General features: G+C 73.7%; 28 protein-coding genes. 5 read left to right on the top strand and 23 right to left on the bottom strand.

All coding sequences use genetic code 11. The features are described from left to right. Positions 1-134: 134 nt before the first annotated feature. Positions 135-554 (bottom strand): hypothetical protein, encoded by a 420-nt coding sequence (locus tag ACGFI9_RS21865; RefSeq protein ID WP_393180358.1) that lies wholly within the window; start codon positions 552-554, stop codon positions 135-137. Positions 555-745: 191 nt separating this feature from the next. On the opposite strand from ACGFI9_RS21865, the gene ACGFI9_RS21860 reads away from it, so the two are divergent. Together ACGFI9_RS21860 and ACGFI9_RS21855 are read left to right on the top strand one after the other, a co-directional pair. Continuing rightward, a complete protein-coding gene (locus tag ACGFI9_RS21860) occupies positions 746-952 on the top strand; it encodes a hypothetical protein (protein ID WP_393180356.1) in 207 nt (68 codons plus the stop codon). Between the two features lie 79 nt (positions 953-1031). Continuing rightward, positions 1032-1541, top strand: a complete 510-nt coding sequence (locus tag ACGFI9_RS21855; protein WP_393180355.1) for a hypothetical protein — start codon at positions 1032-1034, stop codon at positions 1539-1541. Positions 1542-1602: 61 nt separating this feature from the next. On the opposite strand, the gene ACGFI9_RS21850 is transcribed toward ACGFI9_RS21855, so the two are convergent. The 21 genes from ACGFI9_RS21850 to ACGFI9_RS21750 all read right to left on the bottom strand — a co-directional run bounded on the left by ACGFI9_RS21850 (position 1603) and on the right by ACGFI9_RS21750 (position 13934). After that, complete coding sequence (locus ACGFI9_RS21850; RefSeq protein ID WP_393180353.1) at positions 1603-2319, bottom strand: hypothetical protein; 717 nt, start codon at positions 2317-2319, stop codon at positions 1603-1605. After that, complete coding sequence (locus tag ACGFI9_RS21845; protein WP_393180351.1) at positions 2312-2608, bottom strand: hypothetical protein; 297 nt, start codon at positions 2606-2608, stop codon at positions 2312-2314. Before ACGFI9_RS21845 ends, ACGFI9_RS21850 begins: the two co-directional genes overlap by 8 nt. Then, on the bottom strand, positions 2601-3167 hold the full coding sequence (locus ACGFI9_RS21840; protein ID WP_393180349.1) for a hypothetical protein: 567 nt from the start codon (positions 3165-3167) through the stop codon (positions 2601-2603). Before ACGFI9_RS21840 ends, ACGFI9_RS21845 begins: the two co-directional genes overlap by 8 nt. Further along, entirely contained in the window at positions 3164-3553 is a 390-nt protein-coding gene (locus ACGFI9_RS21835) for a hypothetical protein (protein ID WP_393180347.1), read from the bottom strand. The genes ACGFI9_RS21840 and ACGFI9_RS21835 overlap by 4 nt, the downstream gene beginning before the upstream one ends. Then, a complete protein-coding gene (locus ACGFI9_RS21830; RefSeq protein ID WP_393180346.1) occupies positions 3553-4611 on the bottom strand; it encodes a hypothetical protein in 1059 nt (352 codons plus the stop codon). The genes ACGFI9_RS21835 and ACGFI9_RS21830 overlap by 1 nt, the downstream gene beginning before the upstream one ends. 6 nt (positions 4612-4617) lie before the next feature. Continuing rightward, complete coding sequence (locus tag ACGFI9_RS21825) at positions 4618-5256, bottom strand: hypothetical protein (RefSeq protein WP_393180344.1); 639 nt, start codon at positions 5254-5256, stop codon at positions 4618-4620. A gap of 79 nt (positions 5257-5335) precedes the next feature. Beyond that, positions 5336-5842, bottom strand: a complete 507-nt coding sequence (locus tag ACGFI9_RS21820) for a hypothetical protein (protein WP_393180342.1) — start codon at positions 5840-5842, stop codon at positions 5336-5338. Then, entirely contained in the window at positions 5839-6564 is a 726-nt protein-coding gene (locus ACGFI9_RS21815; protein WP_393180340.1) for an AAA family ATPase, read from the bottom strand. The genes ACGFI9_RS21820 and ACGFI9_RS21815 overlap by 4 nt, the downstream gene beginning before the upstream one ends. Positions 6565-6585: 21 nt before the next feature. Next, complete coding sequence (locus tag ACGFI9_RS21810; protein WP_393180338.1) at positions 6586-7611, bottom strand: hypothetical protein; 1026 nt, start codon at positions 7609-7611, stop codon at positions 6586-6588. Positions 7612-7851: 240 nt separating this feature from the next. Beyond that, positions 7852-8046, bottom strand: coding sequence for a hypothetical protein (locus ACGFI9_RS21805; RefSeq protein WP_393180337.1), 195 nt, complete (start codon positions 8044-8046; stop codon positions 7852-7854). Continuing rightward, the gene (locus ACGFI9_RS21800) at positions 8046-8399 is read right to left on the bottom strand and encodes a hypothetical protein (RefSeq protein WP_393180335.1); all 354 of its coding nucleotides are present in this window, start codon (positions 8397-8399) and stop codon (positions 8046-8048) included. Before ACGFI9_RS21800 ends, ACGFI9_RS21805 begins: the two co-directional genes overlap by 1 nt. A gap of 131 nt (positions 8400-8530) precedes the next feature. Then, entirely contained in the window at positions 8531-9844 is a 1314-nt protein-coding gene (locus tag ACGFI9_RS21795) for a DUF6292 family protein (protein WP_393180332.1), read from the bottom strand. Next, entirely contained in the window at positions 9841-10143 is a 303-nt protein-coding gene (locus ACGFI9_RS21790; protein ID WP_393180330.1) for a hypothetical protein, read from the bottom strand. Before ACGFI9_RS21790 ends, ACGFI9_RS21795 begins: the two co-directional genes overlap by 4 nt. Then, positions 10140-10754: a hypothetical protein gene (locus ACGFI9_RS21785; RefSeq protein WP_393180328.1), complete on the bottom strand. Its 615-nt coding sequence runs from the start codon at positions 10752-10754 to the stop codon at positions 10140-10142. The genes ACGFI9_RS21790 and ACGFI9_RS21785 overlap by 4 nt, the downstream gene beginning before the upstream one ends. Beyond that, on the bottom strand, positions 10751-11107 hold the full coding sequence (locus ACGFI9_RS21780; RefSeq protein ID WP_393180325.1) for a hypothetical protein: 357 nt from the start codon (positions 11105-11107) through the stop codon (positions 10751-10753). The genes ACGFI9_RS21785 and ACGFI9_RS21780 overlap by 4 nt, the downstream gene beginning before the upstream one ends. Further along, complete coding sequence (locus tag ACGFI9_RS21775; protein WP_393180323.1) at positions 11104-11445, bottom strand: hypothetical protein; 342 nt, start codon at positions 11443-11445, stop codon at positions 11104-11106. The genes ACGFI9_RS21780 and ACGFI9_RS21775 overlap by 4 nt, the downstream gene beginning before the upstream one ends. Before the next feature lie 5 nt (positions 11446-11450). Next, positions 11451-11840 (bottom strand): hypothetical protein, encoded by a 390-nt coding sequence (locus tag ACGFI9_RS21770; RefSeq protein WP_393180321.1) that lies wholly within the window; start codon positions 11838-11840, stop codon positions 11451-11453. Next, positions 11837-12622 (bottom strand): hypothetical protein, encoded by a 786-nt coding sequence (locus ACGFI9_RS21765; protein ID WP_393180318.1) that lies wholly within the window; start codon positions 12620-12622, stop codon positions 11837-11839. Before ACGFI9_RS21765 ends, ACGFI9_RS21770 begins: the two co-directional genes overlap by 4 nt. Beyond that, positions 12619-13263: a hypothetical protein gene (locus ACGFI9_RS21760; protein ID WP_393180316.1), complete on the bottom strand. Its 645-nt coding sequence runs from the start codon at positions 13261-13263 to the stop codon at positions 12619-12621. The genes ACGFI9_RS21765 and ACGFI9_RS21760 overlap by 4 nt, the downstream gene beginning before the upstream one ends. A 94-nt stretch (positions 13264-13357) precedes the next feature. Next, positions 13358-13699 (bottom strand): helix-turn-helix domain-containing protein, encoded by a 342-nt coding sequence (locus ACGFI9_RS21755; RefSeq protein ID WP_393180313.1) that lies wholly within the window; start codon positions 13697-13699, stop codon positions 13358-13360. Position 13700: 1 nt separating this feature from the next. Beyond that, entirely contained in the window at positions 13701-13934 is a 234-nt protein-coding gene (locus ACGFI9_RS21750) for a helix-turn-helix domain-containing protein (protein WP_393180310.1), read from the bottom strand. 134 nt (positions 13935-14068) lie between these two features. On the opposite strand from ACGFI9_RS21750, the gene ACGFI9_RS21745 reads away from it, so the two are divergent. Genes ACGFI9_RS21745 through ACGFI9_RS21735 form a run of 3 tightly spaced genes read left to right on the top strand, consistent with a single transcriptional unit; the run spans position 14069 to position 16539 of the window. Continuing rightward, positions 14069-14518 carry a helix-turn-helix domain-containing protein gene (locus ACGFI9_RS21745; protein WP_393180307.1) on the top strand — a complete coding sequence of 150 codons (450 nt, stop codon included), beginning with the start codon at positions 14069-14071 and terminating at the stop codon, positions 14516-14518. Further along, positions 14518-15780 (top strand): tyrosine-type recombinase/integrase, encoded by a 1263-nt coding sequence (locus tag ACGFI9_RS21740; protein ID WP_393180304.1) that lies wholly within the window; start codon positions 14518-14520, stop codon positions 15778-15780. Before ACGFI9_RS21745 ends, ACGFI9_RS21740 begins: the two co-directional genes overlap by 1 nt. A gap of 51 nt (positions 15781-15831) precedes the next feature. Then, a complete protein-coding gene (locus ACGFI9_RS21735; RefSeq protein WP_393180301.1) occupies positions 15832-16539 on the top strand; it encodes a hypothetical protein in 708 nt (235 codons plus the stop codon). Positions 16540-16816: 277 nt separating this feature from the next. On the opposite strand, the gene ACGFI9_RS21730 is transcribed toward ACGFI9_RS21735, so the two are convergent. Beyond that, positions 16817-17407 (bottom strand): hypothetical protein, encoded by a 591-nt coding sequence (locus tag ACGFI9_RS21730; RefSeq protein WP_393180300.1) that lies wholly within the window; start codon positions 17405-17407, stop codon positions 16817-16819. Positions 17408-17440: the final 33 nt, after the last annotated feature.

The following is a 17440-nucleotide window of genomic DNA, read 5'->3' as shown; positions in this document are numbered from 1 at the left end:
GACGCCCGGAGACGCGAAAAGCCCGTCAGGCGCCGGGGGGACGCGCGTGACGGGCTTCGGGTACAGCTCACCTACTGGCGGGTGAACGGACAATAGGATGCCCGCACCCGAACACTTGTGTCAAGGCCAGTGTGTCACCGGCTGATCACGGACCAGATTCCGCAGCCGCAGCAGGCGAGGACCAGGGTCACGAGCAGGCCGACCCAGAGCAGTTCGGCGCCGAGTTCGATCGTTTCGAGCCATAGCGCGAGTGTGGACAGCCGGCGGTGTGTTCGCGCGGTCCGCGCCTCGTGGGTGATGGGGATGTGCGGGGGCGGGCCGTCCGGGTGGCGCTGCTGCGGCGCGGGGTAGGGCGCCGCTGGCGGCTGGTGCGGCGGCTGGGCAGGCCGGGCCACGCGCTGCTGTTGGTGTCGCGCAGCAAGGCCGGCGGCCTCGTTGCGGCGGCGCATCCACTCGACGCGTTGCTGTTTGCGGCTGGTGAGCCACTGCCCGATCGTGACCGTGAAGGTGTGATCGAAGGTCGGGTGGTTGGGGTCGACCGGTACGCGGAACATGTTGCTCTTCCCCGCCTTGTGTGGTGAGTGGACGCGGACACCCTGTCACATTGGCGGTCGCGCCATCAGTCCCCCGATCGGCCGTCTTCGCTGCCCCGGCTGGCCCCCTTCGACCCTAAAACCCTTGTTTCTATCATGGTTTTCTGTTAGGCTTTTCCTTGACAGGAACAAGGGAAGGAGGTGAAACTTTGATGAGCAGCCGGATGGACCAGATCGTCGCGGCGGCGGCCCGGCAGGGCTTCAGCGTCCGCCAGACCCGCACCGGCGCGTGGATCTTCGCGAAGGGGATCTCGACGCTGGTGTTCAGCCACACTCCGCACTCCCCGAAGGAGTGGATGGAGATGCTGAACGCGCTGCGAGGCGCTGGTCTGCGGTTCCCCGTCTACCGACGGCGGTGACCGCCGGGGGGCCGCGTGACGGCGCGGCCCCCCACCATCCGGATCCCAACGACAGGAACAAGGGATGGAGGATCCCAGTATGACCCAGGGAAGCCAACAGTGGCGCGCCCGCGTCACCTTTGCCCACCCGGGCAAGCTCGACGAGGACCAGCTCGCCGCGCTCACCCAGGCGTTGCCCGGCTTCGGTATCCTGCTCGACAACGGCACAGACCGGATGCGGGCGGAGCTGGACGTGCCCGCGCCGACCGCGATGGTGGCCTGCACCGCGGCGCTGCGGGCCTTCCGCGAGGCGTACACCGAGGTGGTGGGCGGTCGGCTGACGGTTACCGGTCTGCGGGTGCTGACCGCTGCGGACCATGAGCGGGAGCTGGCCCACCCTCCGGCGATCGACCTGATCGGCCTGGCGGAGGTGGCGCAGATGCTGCGGGTGAGCCCGCAGCGCGCCGGCGAACTGGCCCGCACGCATCCGGCGTTTCCGTCGCCGGTGGCCACGCCGAGGATGGGACCGATCTGGACGCGCGCCTCAATCGAGGCGTTCGACGAGGCGTGGGAGCGGCGGGCGGGCCGGCCGCGCAGGGACGCCGACTAGCGCGATTGCCGGGGTGCGGGCGCAGTTGAATGCGTCCAGTCGCGCCCGCAACCCCTGGCTCTCAGCGGATGACGGCAGCGGTGGTGCCGACGAGCCGGCCGGCGCGGGCCGCGTCGGTGAGGGCGGTGCCGAGGTCGTCGAGGACGGCGAGCAGGCCCAGGCGGCTGACCACGTACAGGCCGCAGCGACCGTCGCGGACGGCGACCAGGTCCAGCCAGCCCGGCGGCATGGGTGGCAGCGGGCTGATCAGCTGCAGCCGGTTGCGCCCGTACACGCCGCCGCCGTGGCGGCCGGGGCGGGGAAGCTGCACCCGCCAGCTGATTGGTCCGTCCGGCTCGGGTGGGGTGAGCGGGTCGGCGGTCGGGCGCATGCCGCGGGCGAGAGCGACGCCGAGGACCTGGTCGACGCCCACCTCGGCCGGGTCGTCGAGCAGCTCGACGCTCATCGTCAGCTCGATGACCACGCACGCCCACGGCAGTCCGTCGCGGCTGTTGCCGGCGTAGAGCACGCCGGTGGCCTCGGTCTCCTCGGGGTAGGGCTGCCGCTGGTCGAACACGACCACCTCGGCCGGCCCGCAGGCGGTGTGGACGAACCACAGCCGCATGCGGCCGGGGGTGACGTCCAGGCCAGCGGCGAGAGCCTCGCCGTCGTTGACGCGGCCGCCGCGGTGGCAGCGCACGCACCGGTAGTCCACCGGGTAGGGGCCGGCCTCGAGTTCGGCGGCCCGCTGCTCGCCGATGATCGCGGCGATCTCGGGGTCGACGGTGAGGTTACGCACGGGTGGTGGCCTTTCGGTGAGCGAGGGCGGAGGGAATGTCGACGTCGGCGAGGACCCCGTGGTAGGCGCCGCGGCAGGAGCAGTCGCAGTGCTTGGCGGGAACGCCAGCGGAGATGAGGCACTGCGGGGAGCAGCCGCCGGCGTGCACCAGGGCCGCGGCGGTGGCCACGTCGGCGGTCAGCGGCATCGGCACGGGCGGCAGCCGGCCGGCCTCCCACTGGTCGTCGGTCAGCTGGGCGGAGGCGAGGGTGGGCTGGTCGTAGCCGGCCCACCCTCCGCGGCTACCCATCGCCAGCGGCCGGATGACCCGGCCAGCGGTCGAGCAGCTTTGAGAACACGGTGTCTCGCTGCTGGCGGTTGTCGAAGCACCCCCCGGAGGCGGCGTCGACGAGCATCTCGACGGGGTCATCGCCGAGGGTGCTGGCGGCGGCCGCGTCGACCGTGGGCCCGAGGCCGAGTTGCGCCCGCCCGGACCGCATGCGGAAGTAGAAGCACCGGCCGTCGACGAGCCGGCCCTCGTACTGCTCGGGGGCGGCGAAGCAGGTCTGCCGGGACTCGGCGACCAGGGGGTGCTGGATGCTCGTGCGGAGCGGGCCGGTCCAGTCGTGGCAGGCCCCGCAGTAGCCCTCGTCGACGTCGCGGGGGTGGTGGGACACCCGCCCGCAGACGGGGCAGGTGAACGACGGCACGGACCCGGTGCGGGCCTCGACGTACACCCGCACCTGGTCGCTGCTGCCGCGGTTCGGGTACGCGGTGGACACCTCCAGGATGGTGAGCCCGGGCGCGGCGCGCAGGGCGTCGACGGCGGCCCCGCACTCGTCGCCGGTGCCCATCAGCCGGATCCTCACCAGGTCACCTCCACGAGCAGGGTGGTTGCGCAGCCGCAGGGCATGCGCAGGGTGTGCATGTCGGCGTCGCCGTCGGTCCAGCCCTGCACCGGGAACCAGCGCCGCCCTCGGCAGGAAGGGCAGGCGTCCGTGTCGTCGACGTCGTCGTCCTGGTCGTCGTGGTCCCATTCGCCGTGCTCGTCGGGCTGGCAGCCGTCGTGGGTGGCGCGGCCGCAGCCGCCGCAGATTGGGCACAGCACGTCGACCACGAGCTCAGGCACGGCGAGCGGGGTGCAGCTGTAGACGGCGCCGGTGATGCGGGCGCCGGCGCAGGCTGGGCAGCGGGCCGGCCCCTCGTACGGCGGGCAGGGCAGCCGTTGGCGGCGACCGGTGGGTGCGCTGCTCATCAATCCTCCGGGGTGTGGTCGGGGCACAGGCCGTGCGGGCCGGCGCCGGCGCCACACGGGGTGCGGCCGGTCGGCGGCAGCCACGGGCAGGTGGGCGGGCCGTCGGGATGGGTGTCGGTGGCCATGACGGCCAGGCCGGCGCGCATCCGCGCGGTGATCTCGGCGGCGGTGTCGCCGGGCAGTTCGGCGGCGGTCAGGCCGTAGTGGCCGTGGTGGGCGTGGTGGATGCCGTCGCCGCCGGACCAGGGGCGGGCGTGCCAGTCGGTCCAGCGGGGGCGGAAGGCGTCGGCGTGGCGCTCGCGGATGGACGGGTCCCGGATGGTCTGCTCACCCCACCGCAGCCAGGTGCACAGCTCGGAGATCTTGCCGAGCGGGGAGACGTGGTCGGCGTAGCCGCCGCGGCGGGTGCCGATGGTGTGGACCAGGCGGCGGCCCACGAGGGGCATCAGGTGCGGGATGATCTCGTCGGCGTTGACCGCCCCCGGGGTCAGGACGCGGCGGAAGGCCGGCAGAGCCTGCACCGCGGCCAGGTCGACGAGGACCTCGCCGGTGACGGTCTCGGCGCGTACCTGGGTGGGGTGGCCCCAGTCGTGGATGTAGACGGCCAGCACCGCCGTGTCGGGGTCGGCGAGGACGTCCTGCGCCCAGGTGACGGCGGCGGCGCGCAGCCGCAGCCACGACGCCCGAGCGGCGGCGAGCATCTCCGCCCGGGCGCAGTCGGAGCACAGCCGCCGCCGGTCGCCTCCGGCCGGTGAGACCCCGGCGGCGCAGGCGCAGGTCAACACCCCGTACACGGGCCAGGGTGTGTCGCTGGTGGCCTGGCATCGGGCGCAGGTGCGGGCGGCGGTCCAGGCCGCCTGCCGCTTCCCCGTGAGTGCGGGCAGCGGCACGGAGGCGGCGATCTCGAACAGCGGCGCGTGCTTGTTACCCCGGTACCGCAGCCACCCGACACACGGCTGGCCGTCGGCCAGGCGGCGGCGCTGCCGGCGCAGCATCGTCGCGGTGGCCAGGTGCTCGGGGAGCTCCCCGAACCGGTAGGTGGGCAGGTTGTCGACCATTGGGGGTTACCTCCTGACCGCGTGGTCGTAGCCGGCGGCGAGCCAGGCGGGCGGCTCGTCGCCGAGGGTCTGGATGACCTGGTAGTGGTAGCGGCGGTGTTCAGGGTCGGCGTGGGTGATCAGGTAGCGGCCGCCGCGCCGGCACTCGAGGCACGTGTGGTGGGCGCTGAGGGCGGCGATCATGTCGCGGGCACCGCTGCTGCCGGGTGGGACGTCGAAGACGGCGAAGTCGGCGGCCGCGCACCAGGGGCAGGGGACGTGAACGGTGGCGAGGGGGTTCTTGGCCCAGGTGACGGCGACGTTGAGGTCGAAGCGGGTCAGGTAGTCCTGCAGCGAGGTGGGTGGGCCCACGCGGATCCTCCGTTCCCGATCCGCCGCTTGGCGGGGGCGGTAGCGAGCCATGAGCGCGCCGGCGGTGGCCACGGACAGGACCCAGATCACGGCCGATACCCGGGATCCCGCGCAGACATGGGCGACGGCGCAGGCCAGACCGAGGGTGAGGGCGACGGTCCACATGGCCATGGCCTGCCGCCAGCGGCGCTCGCGGGCGGCCGGCCCGCCGTTGAGACGGCCGGCGACGATCGCGCCGGCGACCATGAGCGCGAGGTACAGCACCGGGCAGCCGTAGGTGATCACGTTGTACACAGGGGTGGCTTCTCTCTGTGGATACGGTGGCCGGGCCGGGCCGGCGGCAAGGTGCGAGCGCCGCCGGCCTGGCCCGGGGTCAGCGGCGGGTCTGCACGGCGGCGAGGGCCTCGGCGAGCAGCTGCGGGCCGATGTAGGCGGTGAGGGCGTCGATGACGAGGGCCTGCTTGTGGCGCCGCTGCGCGAACGACAGCAGCCGCAGGGCTTCCTGGTAGTGGCGGGGCACGCTCGCGCCGAGCTGCACGAGGTCGAGCATCGGGTCGACCGGCGGGCCGGCGAGCATGGCCCGCACGAACCCGGCGCCGCCGCCGTCGCCGTCCTGGCCGCCGCCGAGGTAGCTGGTGAGGTCCCGGGCCGGCGCCGCCTCCGGTGCGCCGCCGGCGGCAGCCTGCGAGCCGTGGTCGGGCGCGGGCTGCGCCGGGGACGGGGCGGGGGCGGGCGTTGGCGCCGCCTGGGCGGGCGGCTGCTCGGCGGCCGCCGGCGGCGGGGCGACGGGCGGTGTGGCGGTCGAGAACGCGCCGAACGCGCCCGCGCGTGGCGCCTTGGCGGCGCGGGGCGTCTTGCTGCCCCCGTTGTTGGTGGTCATGCGGCAGCCCCTTCGGCGGCGCGGTTGGCGAGGATCTCGTCGAGGACGTCGGCGTAGGGGCCGGTGTCCTCGACGACGTGCCCGAACAGGCGGGGGATGAGCACGCTGTAGGGGACGCGGGCGTCGAGGACGGGCAGGCCGCTGGCGCCGCCGGGCAGCGGCACCGAGGCGAGCCAGTCCCGGGCGAGCTGCTCGTCGCGGGCGCGGCTGGTGGTGCGCACCAGCAGCACCTGCGGGGCGATCGGGGACAGGGCGTGCACGCGGGCGGCGGCGGTGAACGTGGCGGGCAGGCGGCGCATCTCCGGCGGGGTCGGCCCGGTGGGGATGAGCAACTCGTCGGCGTACAGGGCGGCCTGGTCGAAGATGGCGTCGCCGTCGCCGCCGACGTCGATGACCACGGCGGTGGCGCGGCGCTCGTCGGCGGCCTTGCCGACGCCGTTGACCAGGCCCACGGGGGACGGCCAGGAGATCACCTCGAACGGCACCTGGTAGCCGTTGGCGATGGCCTCGCGATAGCAGTCGGCGAGGGTCTGCGAGGACGGGTCGGCGTCGACGCCGAGAGCGCGGTGGCCGCGCTTGGCCAGCTCGCACAGCAGCATCCACACGGTGGTGGACTTGCCGACCCCACCCTTGATCATGCCGACCATGAGGCGCAGCACGTCGGGTTCGGGCTGGTCGAGGACGGCGGTCGCGGGCAGCGCGACCGCACTCGGGTAAGACATGGTGCTCCTTCGATTCGTGGGTTACCCGGCGGCGGGCCGCCGGTAGTGGGGGTGGCAGTCGGGGCAGCGCGCGGGCCGGTCGACGTCGCCGTCGATGAGGAACCGGCCGGATCCGTCGCACCGACCGGCCGGGCACACGGCCGGGGCGGGTGGGGGGTCGGGGACGACGGTCACGGGTGGCGGGCCGAGCAGCCCGAGGCGGAAGCGCAGCGCCCCGTACGGGTTGTCGGCGAGGCCGGGGTCGCCGGCGCGGAAGACCTCGCGGACCAGGCCGCCGGGTGGCCAGCCGGCGGCCAGGGCGGCGGCGATGGCCGGTAGCAGGCGGGCCTGCTGCCAGGTCGCGAGGCGGGTGGCCATCTCGGCCTGGAGCCGGCCGAGGACCTGGCGGGCGTCGTCGAGCCCGTCCGGGTTCGTGTCCGGCGGTGATTCCTCCTCGTCCTCCTGGCCGTCGGCTGCGGCGCGGCCGGGTGGTGCGGGTGGTGAGTGAGGAGGAGGGAGGGGGTTTGGGGTGGGGGTTTGGAGTTCCTGTTTATTAGGAACCTGCAAATTTTGCAGGTTTGTACCTGCACATATTTCAGGTTCGTTCCTGCAGATTTTGCAGGTTTGCCCCCCTGGATGGGTCTCGACCAAACCTGCAACATTTGCAGGTTTGGTCGGCTCTTCGCCGGACGGCTGCGCGGCCCGGGCGGCCTTGCGCGCGCGGGCCTTGGCCGCCTCGGTGGCCGGGTCGTAGGCGCTGGTGAAATCCCCGTGCGGGGGCAGCGGGGTGTCGGGGCCGTCGACGAGCAGCTGCAGCCGGTTGAAGCCGCGGCCGCCGCCGGCCTTGCCGCGACGCAGCACCCGCAGCAGCTGGCGGTCGGTCAGTCGGGCGACCGCGTTGTAGACGGTCCGGTCGGAGCAGCCCAGCGCGTCGGCGATCTCCCGCACCCCGCAGTAGCGGGAGTGGTGCCCGGGATCGACCCGGGCGGCCAGCCAGTTCAGCAGGGCGGTGGGCGTGGTGCCGCCGGCGCGTTGCCGGCGGGCCCATCGCATGGCGACGGCGCTCACGTGCCCTCCTCCCCTCGTGGTGTTTCTGGCATGGCGTGCCCCTCTCTCGGGTGGCCGGCGATGATCAGCCGGCGTAAGGTCGGCCGACATCGCCAGCGCGGTGCGTGGTGGCCCGGCCGGAGGGTGCGGGGTGGTGTGCTCTTCCGGCGGGCCGCTGCTGCTGGTTCGCACCGGGCAGCTCCGGTGTGGCGTACGAGGGGGCGCGGCCGGGTGGGCCGCGGGCCGTCGGCCCGGACGCGGTCACCGGTCTTCGTCCTTCTTCGGGCCGGTGTGCTTCGCGGCCGGTCCGGCGGTGGGCGGCGCGGACCCGCGCGGCACGATCGCCGCGGCGGTGCGCTGCCGGGAGTGCGCCGAGTAGACGCACCGCGCGATGCCGATCGCGTGGGCTGGTGGGGCGCACGCGCACGTGTAGGGTCCGGTGCGCCAGGTCTGCATCACCGCGCCCCTCCGGTTTCGATCAGGTCGGCCAGGCGCAACCGCAGCGCCCCCAGCAGCGCGCCGACGCTGGCGGTGGGACCGGCGGCGAGTATCTCGACGACGTCGTCGGCGGCGGCCGCGGCGGCCGGGCCGCGCAGCACGCCGGCGCATCGCCGCCGCTCGGCCGCGCGGATGGCGTCCGGGTCGGCCAGGGCGCCGGCGGCCACGGCGGCCGCCAGGGCGCGGTGGGCGCGGGTTCGCCAGGTCTTGCAGTGCGGGCAGCCGTCGCGGACGCAGGTGGCCGCGTGTGGGCTCATCGCCGCGGTGACCGCCGTGACCAGCTCCGGCGGGTACGGGCGACGTCGGGCCACGGCTCCTCCTCTCCAGGGTGTGCGGGGCTGGCGGCTCGCCGGCGGGGCGGGTCGCGGGTGTGCTTGACCGTCGGCGCGGCCACGGTGGGCCGGCCGGTGGTGGCGGGGCCGCGATGCGCGGGCGGGTGGGGTCAGGTCAGCGGCGGCTCCTGCCGGCCCGACCGGACCGCCGGGATGACGGCCGTGTCGGCGTGGGCTTGGTCGTGGCGCTCCCGGGCGGCGAAGCGGTGCCCCGCCGAGGTCCGGTAGGTGTCGAGGGCGGCCTCCAGGGCCGGGTCGGGGTCGGTGCCGCGCCAGCAGGGCCGGGTGCCGACGGCGATGCCCGCGCCGGGCAGGTGCGCGCCGGCGTTGGCGCCGTAGCGGGCGACGGCGGCGACCCACGCCGCGAGGCGGGCCGGGGCGGGCAGCACCGGCGACGCCGCGGCGGTGTCCCACCAGCTGGCCGCCGCGTCCGGATCCGCGCGCACGCCGTCGGGCAGTGGGACCAGGGACCAGCCGTGCCGCTCGGACCAGTGCAGGACCAGCCGGGCGCAGCCGGGCCACACGTCGGCCCAGGCGTCGACATCGAGCTCGACGTTGATCTGCCGGCCCTCGCCGCGCAGCGCCTCGGACCCGGTGTGAAGGGGTGGCCAGGCACCGTGCCGGGTGACCGGGACGCCGCGCAGGTCCAGGGCGACCGCGACCGCGTCGGCGTAGGCCTCGTGGGCCAGCTCCCGGCCGCCGGCGACTGCAGCGCCGGCGGCCGGGAGCGGTTGCGCGTGCCCGGCCCGGCGCGCCGAATCGGCGGGCGTGGGGCAGGCGGCGGCGCCCGCGGCCGCATCCCCGTCCGGGGATGTCGGGTCGGCCGCCGGCAGGTCGTCGATCCACGGCGGCTCCTGGTGGCCGCCGCCGAGGTCGACGTGCGGGACCGGGACCGTGGGCGGGGTGAAGGTGAGGCGCAGGTGCGCGTACGCGCCGGCCGCGGCGGCGGCCAGGTAGCCGGCCACCGGCTCGGGCAGCGGCACCTGGGCGACGTCGCCGGGCGTCCACACCCGCACGAACCCGGTGCCGAGCCACACCCCGAGGCCGGGCATCTCGCGGGACAGCCACCGGCACAGCGGGTCCATGTCCGGGTCGCCCGGCCAGCCGCGCACGCCGGAGGCGGCCAGGACCCGGGCGACCTCGTGCCGGTCACCGCCGAGCCCGGCCAGGGCGGCCGCCACGGCCGCGCCGAGGGTCAGCTCCCGCACCGCGCGCACGCCGGCGGCGACCGCGCGCATCCGGTCCTCGGCCGCGCCGCGGGCGTCGCGGATCTGCCGGGGCCCGCCGCGGCCGTCGTACGGGTCGACGCCGATCCGGCGGGCGTAGTCGGCCAGGTCCCGCTCGGTGTCGCGGGCCGGCAGCGGCACCACGTCCGCCCCGGACGGCAAAGCCCGCAACGCGGGCCGCTCGGTACGCCGGCTCACGGTCGCCGCCGGATGTAGGCGCGCGCCCGGCCCACGGCCAGAGCCATGTCAGCGGTTCCCACGGCCACGGGCTCGGGGCGGGGGTCGGCGTTGTCGACCAGATCCCAGCACGAGGCGTGACGGATCGGCCCATCGCCGGTGCGCCGCCGGTGCAGCGACCACCGGCCGTCCGGGGTGCGCACGTGCAGGTCCGTCTCGATCGACTCAAACCGGATCGGCGCGTCGAACGACCGGCGGTCCTCCAGGTCCGCGACACCGCCCACGACCCGGTCCACGACCCGCTGCCTGATCTTGCTCATCGCTCCTCCAACCGGGGGCCGGGCCACCCGGGCCCGGGGAAAACGTCAGGGAAGGCGCCGCCGGTCACGGCCACGGCCAGGGCGACCACCTCGTCGATCGCGGCCGGATAGAAGCCGGCCACGACCCGGACGGGCGGGCCGTGCAAGCCGTCGAGGCCGAACCGCCAGCCCCGCGTCGGTGACACCGTCACCCGCACGCACGCCTGCCCGTCCGGACCCCACGCCGGGGTGTGCGGCAGGCGAGGCACCACCACCGCGCCCGCCCGCCGCCGCGCCGACACGTGCAGCCGCTGCATCCTCAGGTCGACCGCATCGAGCAGCCCCTCGGCCCACCGGCCCGACGCCGCCGCGCCGGCGGGCAGGTCGGCCAGCAGCCGCAACGCGACCGCGTCCAAACAGGTGTCGGCAAGGCCCGGACGCAGCGCGGCCGCCTCCCAGCCGAACGCGCGCGCCACCCGCCGCGCCTGGTCCAGGGCGTCGGTCGCCGACATCAGCGCCTGCCGCCCGTACAGCCAGCCCGACCGGCGACGCGCGGCCGCCAGGACCGCCAGGCCGGCGTCGAACCACGCGCCGACCTCGTCACAGCTCACCGCGACCTGACGCGCCCTCATCGGTCACCACCGTCAGCGGCGCTCGACGAGCCGTAGCCCTGCCGGTGGCCGACCAGGCGGACCCGCTCCAGCCACGACGCGATCGTCTGCGCGGTCTCCGTGTCGAACCCGGCCAACCAGGTCACGTAGTGCAGGTCGTACGCGCCCAGGTCGACACCGCGCAGGGTGTGACGCAGCGCGGCCTCACGGGCCCGCCGCCGCCCCGCCGGGCTGGCACCTGCGTACGCCTCCAGGTGCCTGTCCGGGTACGGCGGCGGGGGGCCGTGCAGCGGGCCGGCCGGCGCGAACGAGGGCAGCGGCCCGGCCTCCGCCGGCAGATCGGTCGACGGTGGCGGGGTGGGGGTGTCGGTCACGAGCGCGTTCCCTTTCGTACGCGGTGGCGGCCACCGCCGGACGGCGGGGCGAGCAGCGGGCGCGCAGCCTCGGCGCGGCGGTGCCGGCCGGGCGCAGTCCTCCGGCGGCGCAGGTGCCGGTGCATCGCGACGAGGGACTGGGTAAGCCACACCGCGGCCAGGGCCATCCCCACCGCCGCGCGCGGGTCCCACCGAAGGTCCAGCACCGCCGACATGCCCAGCACCAGCGCCGTGCCGGCCACCGCGGCCGCGCCGACCGCGACCACCGGCCCGGCCAGCCCGGCCCGCAACCGGCCAGCCACCCGCCGCACCGCGATCCAGGTCACAAGGTCGGGCACGGCGGTCACCGCGCGCTCCGCGGTGACGGCACACGGCCGCCCAGGGGCAGCCCACCGACCTCGGTCACGTGCACCCGGTCACCCAGGTCGACCCGCACCAGACGGGGCAGGCCCCGCCAGCCGACCTCCTCCTCGCGGTCCCGCTCGTAGGCCAGCGCGGACATGTCGGCCGGGGCCGGGCCGCCAGCGCGGCCGGCGTTGATCGCGGCCTTCGCCGCCGCGACCGCCTGCTGCAGCCGCCGGCGCGCGCTGGCCTGCTCAGGGGTCAGCCGCGCGTCGGCCGGCGCCCAGTCCGACCGCAACCAGTCCGCGGCGTCCCCGAGCGCCCGGTACGCCTCCTCGAGGGCACGGTCCGCACCGACGAAAATCTCTTCTGGTGTCGGCAGCTGGCTCACCGCGCGCGCCTCCCACCGGCCGGCGCCGCGGGCGCAGCGTTGGGCTCGACGGCGACCTTCACACCGAGCGCCTTCGCGTGCTGGCGGGCGGCCGCGCGCAGCGCGGTGCGGGCCCGGGCCTTGCTCCGGCCACAGTCGACCACCACCGGCTCGCCGCCGCCGTCGGGCCTGTGGACCACCTTCCACCCGTCCTCGCGGGTGTAGCGGGCCTCCACTAGGCAGTCCTCGATGTCGGGCTGGCGGACCGTGCCGAGGGTGGCGATCGCGTACATGGGCGCGTCCCGGGCGTACTGGTACTCGAAGATGCGGATCTCTGGGGTGCCGTGCCAGCGCAGGGCCGGGGCGACGGCGTGGAGCTTGCGCCAGCGGGGGATGAGCCACGAGTAGCCCGGTCCGGTCTTGTCGGTCCACACCCGCACCGGCGCGTAGTCGTTGGCCTGCTCGACGCGCTCGACGGTCTCCCACCGGTCCAGCGGCGACATGAACCGCCAGCCCTGGTCCAGCCTCTCCGCCTTCGGGCGGGTGTCGTCGCAGCCCAGGCACTTCTTGTCGCCGCCGCAGCTCAGGCAGGTCGGCTCCCGCTTGTGCAACACCTGGGCGGCCAGGCCCGGGCGGTGGCGCAGGATCCGCAGCACGGCCGAGACCGCGCCGACCGCGTCCGGGTTGATCTCGCCGACCGCCGTGCGCAGCTCGGACATCGCCTGGTCGAAGTCGTAGTCGTCGCCCGGCAGGGCCGGCACCCGCTGGTTCGCCTCGTACCGCCGGTACCAGTCGTCGGTCATCGCTGCCTCCGCCCCTCGGCGAGGGCGGTGCAGACGGCGAACGCGGCGCGCAGCTCGTCGACCAGCTGCAACGGATCCACCCGCTCGGCGGTCACCAAGGCCTCGACCGCGCCGGCCAGATACCGGCCCGCGGGGTCCGCCGTCCAAGCCGGCGAGAACGTCACCGTGCCGGCCCGGTCACGACCGCGGATCAGCTCGGCCTCCGTCAGCGGGCCGGCGGGCGAGCAGCCCAGCTCGGCGAGGTAGCGGCCCAGCATGTGCAGGTCGAAGCTGGCCAGCGGCAACACGTGGTCGTCGATCACCTTCAGGAACACCGACGTCGACCAGGGCGCCACCGACTGGGTCAGCCGCAGCTTCTCCAGACCGTCGCCCACCACGGCGGAAACGTGGCTGCCGAATGCGCCGGCTTCTCGGTAGTCGTCCATCGTCGGAGTTGGCTGTGCGGTGCACGCCTGCCGGTCACACCACGACGGGTGCGTCACCGCGGCGGCGGGCTCGATCGGGTTGTCACCCGGCGGGCCGGCCGTAGCGACAGCCGGCGACCCCGAGGGGATCGCTGCATCGTCCCGGCCCGCCGGGGAATCCATGCCGACGGCGCCGTCGCCGGCGTCGTCCGGATCGGTGTGAACGTTGAACGTCACGACCTACGCCTCCAGTCACGTGGAGTTGGGTTGGGGGAGGTACGGGGGTGGCACCGGGCCGCCGGGACCCACTGCGCCGGCGGCCCGGGCCGCGTCAGGCAGCGCCGGCTTTTCGGCGGACGTCGACCGGCGTCGAGGGCCGAGCGCTGGCCCGGGATCGGCGGATGTCGACGGGCCGCGTGGGCGGCAGATCGGGTACCGCCTGGGGGCCGGTGGGCCGGGCGGCGAGCGGGCCGTTCAGGGCCGGCTGGTCGCCGGCGGCGAGGATCGCGTCCACGTGCTCAGGCGTGAACCGGACCATCCGCTTCCCCAGCCGGGTGAACGGGATCTCGCGTCGCTTCACCCGGGTGCGGACCCACTCGTGGGACACCTTGAGCACGGCGGCCAGGCCGTGCATGTCCAGCACGTCCGGGAACTCGCCGCCGGTTGCCGCCATGTCAGGCCGCCGAAGTCCGCAGCAGGGTTCGCCTGTTGACACCGAGGGCCAGACAGATCCGGGCGTACGTCGGCGGGGACACCCTCGGCCGATCCCCGCGCTCGATCTGGCTCAGGTATTGCTTGCTGATCCCGCACTTCGGGGCGAAGGTGACCAGCCTGTCTCCACTGAGCTGGCGCAGCTCCCGCAGCTTCGCGCCGTCGATCTCGACGCCAGCGGACCGGGTTTGCCTCATGCCGTCACGGTAGCTGGAGTCCGCCAGAGTCCGCAAGGAGGATGCCGGTGGACTCCGGTGGAATCTGCCCGATCAGATGACCAGGTGACAACTTTCAGCTAGGGTCCGCTAAAATCCGCTGCCAGAATGCGCACGTGGATCAACGCGAGCGCCTGGGGCAGTTGATTTCGGCCTACCGGAAGCGCCGGGGCTTGAGCATCCGGGCGGCGGCCGACGCGGCCGGCATCGACCGGGACACGTGGACAAGCGCGGAGAAGGGAACCAAGCGCACTGCGGAGTACATCTACGGGCCGATCGAACGGGTGCTCGGTTGGGCGCCCGGGAGCGTTGATCAGATTCTCGGTGGGGGAGAGCCCACTGAACTGCCCGAAGAGCAGGCATGGAAGCCGGCGCCGCAGCAGCCCAAGCGCGAGCGGGAGCGCGACGAGGAGATCGAGATCGTGCTGGCCGACGACACCCTCGACAACGAGATGAAGATGGAGATCATCGAGCTCATCTACGAGCGGCGCAAAGCCGAACGCGCGGCCTCCATCAAGGAGACCCGCAAGATGATCGACCTGTTCAAGCGCCGCCGGTCCGCCTGATGTGGGTCGAGAAGAACGGATCGGTCTACAGGATTCGCGACCTGGTCGACGGCAAGAAGGTCACCATCGAGACCGGCTGGCCGAACAAGACCGCCGCCAAGGAACGGCTGATCACCCTCAAGGCCGACCAGATCCGCGGCGACTGGATCGACCCCCGCGCGGGGAAGCTGCTCCTGCGGGACTGGATCGCCACCTGGTGGCCCGTCTACAAGGCCAGCCTCAAGCCCAGCAGCGTGCAGTCGGAGGGCTCCCGGATCCGCAACCACGTCCTGCCGCTGCTCGGCCACCTGGCCCTCGACGAGCTCGAGACGCTCACCCTGCAGACGTGGGTGGCAGGCCTGCTCACCGGCGAGGAGGACCCGGACCGCAAGGGCAAGTGGAAGCGCAAGCCCATCGCGGTCAAGACCGTCCGCAACTGCCACGGCCTGCTCCACAAGATCCTCGACGCGGCAGTGCAGGGGCGCCGGCTGCGGGCGAACCCGTGCGACGGGGTGCAGCTGCCCAAGCTGGTCCCGCGGGAGATGCGGTTCCTCACCGAACCCGAAGCGGCCCGCCTCGTCGCGGCGGTGCCGAAGCACTGGCGACCCCTGGTGCTGCTGCTGGTTATGACCGGCCTGCGGTGGGGTGAGGCGATCGGCCTGGCGGTGAAGAACCTCGACGTGCTCACCGGACGCCTCACCGTCGTGCGCGCCATATACGAGCTGGCCACCGGCGAACTCGTGTTCGGCACCCCGAAGACCCACCGTGGCCGCCGCACCGTCACCTTCCCGCCCAAGACCGTCGGCGCCGCCCTGGCCGGCCTGGTCGTCGGCAAGGACCGCGACGACGTCGTGTTCACCGCGCCCGGTGGCGGGCCCGTGCGCACCCGCAACTTCCGCCGCGGCTGGGTCAAGTGGACCGAGCGCGCCGGCCTGCCCGGCCTGCGCATCCACGACCTGCGGCACACCCAGGCCGCGTGGCTGATCTCCGGCAACCGGCCCCTGTCGGCGATCTCACGCCGCCTCGGCCACGCCTCCATCGCCGTCACCGACGGCCTCTACGGCCACCTGCTCCCCGAGGTCGAGGACGGCATCCTCGCCGTCCTCGACGCGGCGATGGCCCACATCGACCCCGAGCTGCTCGGCATCGACGACAGCGTCGACCCGGTCCTCACCGACCCGGCCACCAGCGAGGTCGACGTCGACGAGGCCGACGACGAGGTGTACCTCCGTCCGGACGAGCTGGAGGCGGCCATCGAGGCTGAACTCAGCGAGGACGACTGACGAATCGACGGACGCGAAATATATACCTGGTATGGGCCGGAGGGACTGAACGTGGCGGTGATCAAGGCGAGCGACATGCCGAGTGACCTGCGGCAGATGATGGACGAACGCGGGATCCACATAATCCGCGCCTGCCGAGGAGACCTGCGCGAACCGCTCGCGACCGAGGGAGTCCGCCGGATCGTCGAAGAGGTGATCGGACTCGATGCAAAGCGCCGCGGGCAACCAAACGCGGACGCCGACGAGAAGTACAGCGGCACGAGCAGATGCACCGATCTCTTCGACCCGACCACCGCGGCCGCGCTCGAAAGGAGCCCCGTGACCACGCGCCCCTCAGTGCAGACGGCCCAGGCCGTCATCCACGAGACCCACCGGATGCTCGTCGAGGCCGCCACGCTCGGCAGCGCCGGCCTGACCAACTACATGGCGGTCTCGGAGGAGGACCGCCTGTCCCACCACGCTCAGACGTACATCGCGCAGGGCGTGCGCCTGCACACGAGACTGCCCTGGGTGGCCCTCGCGACCGCGCTGGGCGTCACCGCCGACGCCACGCCGGTCGTCGAAGACGAGGACGCCGCAGGGCAGATCATCTCGATCGCCGCCGACCACGCCGACCAGGCACGGAAGAGGACAACCAACCAGCGCCCGATCCCAGTGCGGGAGCCGGGCGCCGCGGAACGCATCGTCGAGAGGGAAGCACGCAAGTGCGCCGATCGGGCGTTCATCGACACCCTCGCCGCGCTCGGCGTCACCGTGTAGGGGCTGAGTCAAGCGGCGAGCGGGAGCGCCGGCGAGAAGTGAGCGAGTTGGCATCCGTGTGTAGCTCACCAGAGGGCTTCATACTAAGTTCCGGGTTTCGGCGGGTTTTATGGATCGAATTACGGGTGTGAAATTCGCCGCTAGATACTGCCTGCTTATACAAGCTGGCCTAGACTGTGGTGGTACAGCATGCCGACCCGCCTGCGGGCGTCGTGTCGGAAGTGGAGCCGAGGACTCCCGGGGCAGACCGGGACCTCGGCTCGGCGTCTATATGGGGTCAGCGAAGCGGGATCTCGTCCACCCGCAGCAGGGGCTTCAGCGGCACGAGCAGATGCGCCTGGGTCTCCGACCCGTGGGCGCTGCTGACGGCGCCAGCCACGATGTCCGGCAGCCAGAGCAGCGGATCCCCCTGCGGCCCGTGGGGGCGCCGAAAGTCGGCCTTTATGCCACCTGGGATGATCCGGCGATCCTTCAGGTAGGTGATCGCCTGCCGGTCCTTGGCGTTGAGACTCTCCGTGCGTGCCTCGATGTACACCTGCCGTACCCCGCCCTGGCCCACCTGCCACAGCAGCTGCTCCATGCACAGGCGGCGGGCCCGCTCCTGCCGGGCGTTGTCCATCCCGGCCCCCACGACCACCACGTGCATCGCCGCGGTCATTGAGGAGACGGCCTGGATCATCTTGCGTCGCTCGTCGTCATCGGCCTCGCGGTAGTGCACGCGCCCCCTTCGAGTGGGGGCGAGGCGGGCGGCCTCGAATCGGACCGACTCCACGTCGTCAGTCCGAATCACTGCCGCAGCGAGCACGTACACCCCGGCGCGGTCGGGCCGCTGGCGCATCGACTCGTCGATCCAAGCCGCGCTGCTCATCATCACCACCTCATGGCCGGCCTGCAGGGCGTG

This window comes from Micromonospora sp. NPDC048930 (assembly GCF_043197935.1).
GTDB lineage: Bacteria > Actinomycetota > Actinomycetes > Mycobacteriales > Micromonosporaceae > Micromonospora.
This window is presented reverse-complemented; position numbering and strand designations above follow the sequence as displayed.

Coding starts and splice junctions, on each gene's coding strand:
- ACGFI9_RS21865 (WP_393180358.1), bottom strand. CDS start 554: ATGTTCCGCGTACCGGTCGACCCCAACCACCCGACCTTCGATCACACC.
- ACGFI9_RS21860 (WP_393180356.1), top strand. CDS start 746: ATGAGCAGCCGGATGGACCAGATCGTCGCGGCGGCGGCCCGGCAGGGC.
- ACGFI9_RS21855 (WP_393180355.1), top strand. CDS start 1,032: ATGACCCAGGGAAGCCAACAGTGGCGCGCCCGCGTCACCTTTGCCCAC.
- ACGFI9_RS21845 (WP_393180351.1), bottom strand. CDS start 2,608: ATGGGTAGCCGCGGAGGGTGGGCCGGCTACGACCAGCCCACCCTCGCC.
- ACGFI9_RS21835 (WP_393180347.1), bottom strand. CDS start 3,553: ATGAGCAGCGCACCCACCGGTCGCCGCCAACGGCTGCCCTGCCCGCCG.
- ACGFI9_RS21830 (WP_393180346.1), bottom strand. CDS start 4,611: ATGGTCGACAACCTGCCCACCTACCGGTTCGGGGAGCTCCCCGAGCAC.
- ACGFI9_RS21820 (WP_393180342.1), bottom strand. CDS start 5,842: ATGACCACCAACAACGGGGGCAGCAAGACGCCCCGCGCCGCCAAGGCG.
- ACGFI9_RS21815 (WP_393180340.1), bottom strand. CDS start 6,564: ATGTCTTACCCGAGTGCGGTCGCGCTGCCCGCGACCGCCGTCCTCGAC.
- ACGFI9_RS21805 (WP_393180337.1), bottom strand. CDS start 8,046: ATGCAGACCTGGCGCACCGGACCCTACACGTGCGCGTGCGCCCCACCA.
- ACGFI9_RS21790 (WP_393180330.1), bottom strand. CDS start 10,143: ATGAGCAAGATCAGGCAGCGGGTCGTGGACCGGGTCGTGGGCGGTGTC.
- ACGFI9_RS21785 (WP_393180328.1), bottom strand. CDS start 10,754: ATGAGGGCGCGTCAGGTCGCGGTGAGCTGTGACGAGGTCGGCGCGTGG.
- ACGFI9_RS21765 (WP_393180318.1), bottom strand. CDS start 12,622: ATGACCGACGACTGGTACCGGCGGTACGAGGCGAACCAGCGGGTGCCG.
- ACGFI9_RS21755 (WP_393180313.1), bottom strand. CDS start 13,699: ATGGCGGCAACCGGCGGCGAGTTCCCGGACGTGCTGGACATGCACGGC.
- ACGFI9_RS21750 (WP_393180310.1), bottom strand. CDS start 13,934: ATGAGGCAAACCCGGTCCGCTGGCGTCGAGATCGACGGCGCGAAGCTG.
- ACGFI9_RS21740 (WP_393180304.1), top strand. CDS start 14,518: ATGTGGGTCGAGAAGAACGGATCGGTCTACAGGATTCGCGACCTGGTC.
- ACGFI9_RS21730 (WP_393180300.1), bottom strand. CDS start 17,407: ATGAGCAGCGCGGCTTGGATCGACGAGTCGATGCGCCAGCGGCCCGAC.